At 34.9% G+C, this 4,204-nt stretch carries 4 protein-coding genes and 1 pseudogene; 3 read left to right on the top strand and 2 right to left on the bottom strand.

Annotation, left to right across the window (positions count from 1 at the left end; genetic code table 11):
• Together ACZ2V4_RS11520 and ACZ2V4_RS11515 are read left to right on the top strand one after the other, a co-directional pair.
• On the top strand, positions 1–360 hold a 360-nt coding region (locus ACZ2V4_RS11520), incomplete at its 5' end, for a glucose PTS transporter subunit EIIB (protein WP_186309547.1).
• A gap of 80 nt (positions 361–440) precedes the next feature.
• Positions 441–575 carry a PTS glucose transporter subunit IIA gene (locus ACZ2V4_RS11515; RefSeq protein ID WP_086039229.1) on the top strand — a complete coding sequence of 45 codons (135 nt, stop codon included), beginning with the start codon at positions 441–443 and terminating at the stop codon, positions 573–575.
• Positions 576–779: 204 nt separating this feature from the next.
• Here ACZ2V4_RS11515 and ACZ2V4_RS11510 read toward each other — a convergent pair.
• A pseudogene (locus tag ACZ2V4_RS11510) lies at positions 780–1,328 on the bottom strand (recombinase family protein); the annotation flags it as partial.
• A 253-nt stretch (positions 1,329–1,581) separates the two neighbouring features.
• Positions 1,582–3,507: a heavy metal translocating P-type ATPase gene (locus ACZ2V4_RS11505; RefSeq protein ID WP_162485230.1), complete on the bottom strand. Its 1,926-nt coding sequence runs from the start codon at positions 3,505–3,507 to the stop codon at positions 1,582–1,584.
• 367 nt (positions 3,508–3,874) lie between these two features.
• Between ACZ2V4_RS11505 and ACZ2V4_RS11500 the strand changes: the two genes are divergently transcribed.
• Positions 3,875–4,189: an ArsR/SmtB family transcription factor gene (locus ACZ2V4_RS11500; RefSeq protein WP_048728532.1), complete on the top strand. Its 315-nt coding sequence runs from the start codon at positions 3,875–3,877 to the stop codon at positions 4,187–4,189.
• Positions 4,190–4,204: the final 15 nt, after the last annotated feature.

Below are 4,204 nucleotides of genomic sequence, written 5' to 3'. Positions count from 1 at the left end.
TGTTTATATTATTTTATTTTTAAATTTGCTATTATTAAATGGAATTTAAAAACTCCAGGTAGAGAAGTAGAGGATGTTGTTATTTCTGGTACTGTTGAAAATACTACAGATTCTAAAGAGCTTTTAGAAGCGATCATTGTTGCTGTCGGTGGTAAAGATAATATTGAAAAAGTAGATGCTTGTTTTACACGTTTGAGAATAACTTTAAAAGAGCCAAGTAAAATTGAATCAAGTACTCATTTCACGGAAAAACTAGGGGCAAATGGTGTTGTTAATGTTCCATCTGGTATTCAAATTATTTATGGTAATAAAGCAGCAGTCTATAAGACAGAAATGAGAGAATTACTAGAAATGGAGTAATTGTTTCTTTGAAGGGAAGATAAAGTGTGAATTTATTTTAAAAATTTAAAAAGAAGACGAACCAATTAACCCTACATAGCATAAATACAGGGGTATTTGTTCCAATTACAGAGGTGAAAGATGATGTGTTTTCTCAGAAAATGTTAGGGGATGGTTTTGCTATTAGACCTAATATAAAAGAGGTATATTCACCGATTAGTGGTAGAAGCATTTAGAGGGTCAGGATACCCTGATATGCCAGAGTTAGAACTGGCTCCTCATTTAGATTGGTATAAAGATGTAGATATACGTAAAGAATACAATTGAGTTATATAATATCTGTAGAATCGAATAAACTAAAACGCATTTTAAGACTGTTTCGTGGAGAGTCATCCACTCGGAGATTCGAAACTGCCTTAAAATGCTTTTTTTTTTTACTATTTTAAATATCGATAGAGTGTAGCTTTACTAATACCAGTCATTTCCGTAATTTCTTTTACACTATATTCCTGACTGTCATATAGTTTCACTGCTCTTTCAATATCTCGTTGATTAACGCGTGGGCGACCACCTTTTCTACCTCTAGCCCGCGCGCTTTTTAAACCTTCTTTCGTACGCTCTACAATCAAATCACGCTCAAACTGACTGAATGCTTGGAAAACGGTCATCATTAAGCGTCCTTGGGGTGTACTAGTATCGAAGTTTTCTTTCAGACTTACAAGCTTCACTTTATGCTCTTCAAAGTAAGTAACGAGATCAATTAAATCTTTAGTACTACGACCTAGACGCGAGAAACTTTCCACTATAACTGTGTCTCCAGGGCGTATCTTATCTTTTAGTCGGTTCAGCTGAGGCCGATCGGATTTTGTTCCAGTCATTTTTTCAGTAAGGATCTCATTGCAATTTTGTTCATTGAGTAAATCTAGTTGTCGGTTTAACTCTTGTGATCGTGTACTCACTCTAGCATAGCCATATATATATCCATTCATAAAACTCATCCTTTTTTTGATTTTATTGTATCATAAATGGTGGTTAAAGATTCATACATAAAGAAAAAAGTTTTGATACTGAAAAGGACTACTTTTTTAGTAAAAAAACAGTCCTTAAAAATCGTATCATAATCGATTATTTTTGAGACAAAGTAATTTATAAAAAATATGCCTCTAACGTTTTTAGAACGTTAAAGGCATATTAACTTCAGACAGTTATTACTATACCCTAGCTTTATGGGTTTTGATAGAATTAATTAGATTTTAATAAACGAAGTCCATTCAGAATAACGACCAACGTACTTCCTTCATGAAGGAAGACACTAATTGCAATATCCGTCAAACCTAAGAAACTAGCAATAATTAAAAAGACAACAACGGCCATTGAGAAAAAAATATTTTGCCAAATGACACGATTCATTTTGGTTGCAATATTATGAGATTGTACCAATTTGGATAAATTATTCTGCATTAAAACCAAATCAGACACTTCTACTGCTACATCTGTTCCTTCCCCCATGGCAATACCTACATCTGCATTAACAAGGGCAGGGGCATCATTTACACCATCACCCACCATTGCTGTTACGCCGTATTTCTCTTTTTGCTCGTCAATAATTCGAGATTTATCTTCTGGCATGACATTCGCGATTACTTCATCTATTCCTAATTGTTCTGCAACTGCTTTTCCTGTCATTTCTGAGTCACCAGTAATTAAAGTGGTGTGTATGCCGTGTTCTTTAAAGTAATTAATAGTTTCTTTTGCATGTTCACTTGGAATGTCCATGAGAGCTATAAGTCCAATGACATTCTCATCTTCTGCTACGTATACGACTGTCTTACCTTCTGATGCCCATTCCTTATTTAAACGAATATATTCATTTTCAACATTGTCAAACGAAGTTGGTTTTCCAATCCGATAATTTCTTCCGTTATAATCTCCCGTCAACCCTTTACCAATCTGATTTTCTACTTCAATGGTAAGCTTATTTTTTTGTTCAAACTTTCTTAGAATGGCATCTGCTAAAGGGTGATTGGATTCTTTTTCAAGAGCCACTACGATATCAATAATATTTTCTTCATTCACAGAATCGGCAAAATAATAATTGGTTACTTCTGGTTTTCCTTTGGTCAAAGTTCCCGTCTTATCAAACGCAATTGCTTGAGTATCAGCTAATTGAGACAGATAAGAACTACCTTTTGAAAGGACACCTTTTTTGGCCAGGTTAGAGGTTGTTGATAAGGTTACCGATACGGTAGCTGCTGCTAAAGCACAGGGTGAAGCTGCAACTAAAAGAACCAATCCCCTATAAATACTTTGTGACCATGTCCAATCAAGTAGAACAGGAGCCAATAACACGAACAGGGGAATGGCAATTAAAACAACTGTGACGTATTTCGGTTCGAATTTTTGGATAATACTCGCAGCTTTTGTTTGATTATCTTGGTTCTGGTTCACTAATTGTAAAATTTTTGAAAATACTGTATCTTCGTTTTCTTTGGTGACTTCCATTGTAAACGTGCCTGTCCCATTAATCGTACTCCCAAAAACGGTATCTCCTTTTGTTTTTTCATTGGGTATACTTTCACCATTAATAGACGATTCATCAATGGAAGTAGAGCCAGATAAAATGACTCCATCAATGGGTACTTGGTCACCGTTTAGTACTTGAAGTTGGTCCCCAACTGTTAATTCACTGACGTCAACAATCTTTGTATTCCCATCAGGCAAAATTAACCGAGCAGTTGTTGGGTTCATTTCGAGTAATTTCGTTATTTCTCGTCTACTTCTTCCTTCAGCGTAATCTTCCAGGAAATGTGCGCCTGAAAAAATGAGAATCAACAACGTTCCTTCCCAAAAATTCCCTATCGCTGAAGCTCCTATAGCCGCTAATCCCATTAAAATATGAGAATTAGGCGTAAACTTATTATTTGCTTTTGTATTCTCAATTGTCTCTCCAAGACCTTCCAGAACAATGACATGATAGCCCGCACTAATTGTGGCGAGTGAGAACATGATGTTTTTAATTAATTGATATTCTCCACTTAAGAACAATGCAACAATTGCCAATGCCAAACCAATAAAGTATAGAATAATAGGCATCTTCCCGTGATTGTGATCATGGTCGTGGTTATGTTTCTCTTTTTCCTGTGAATGTTGCTCTTTGGTAGTTTCCATTTCTATCACCTTTCTATTAAATTTCTTTGATTTTTGTTGACTTTTTTGTGCCTTGCAAATTCTGAGCTCGTTTGTTTGCTTAAGTAAGGCAAGGATTCATATGGTTTGGGCTTATCCAGTCTCCATCTCCTTTCATTTGTAAATCGGAATGATTATGATAAAGATATGAAGTTACATTCATATGTTTACAAAATCATATTAACTCACTGTATGAGTTTTGTCAAGACAAGATGCTTCTTATTCAAATGGACTACTATTGCTGATACAAAAGTCTTAATTTTGTCTATAAACAAAAAACTAGCATCGTTTTACTCATGTGGTATTATATATATATGAATGGAAAATCATGTGAGAGGAATAAGATCATATGGATACATCAACAACTTCGCCAATCAATAAAGAGAAGATCCAATCAATAAGCAAAGTATTCAAAGTGATTAGTGACCCTACACGCTTGTCAATTCTCTTTCTTTTACAGAAAGAAGAGCTCAGTGTTGGAAACATTGTGCTTGCATTGGATATGGAACAGTCCGCGATTTCACACCAACTAAAAATATTGAAAGATTCACGTTTAGTGAAGGCAAGAAGAGAAGGGAAAAGCATGGTTTACAGTCTTGATGATCTTCATGTTTTCAGTATTCTCGAACAAGTCTTAACTCATATCAATGAACAAGAACAATAAAAGCTAATAAGGTAT

Source organism: Macrococcus sp. CoH-51_TC_04 (genome assembly GCF_058188655.1).
Note: the sequence above shows the minus strand (reverse complement) of the source record. Positions and strands in the feature narration are given on the sequence as shown.

Excerpts from the sequence above, each read along its gene's own strand:
- ACZ2V4_RS11505 (WP_162485230.1), bottom strand. The coding sequence starts at position 3,507 with ATGGAAACTACCAAAGAGCAACATTCACAGGAAAAAGAGAAACATAAC.
- ACZ2V4_RS11500 (WP_048728532.1), top strand. The coding sequence starts at position 3,875 with ATGGATACATCAACAACTTCGCCAATCAATAAAGAGAAGATCCAATCA.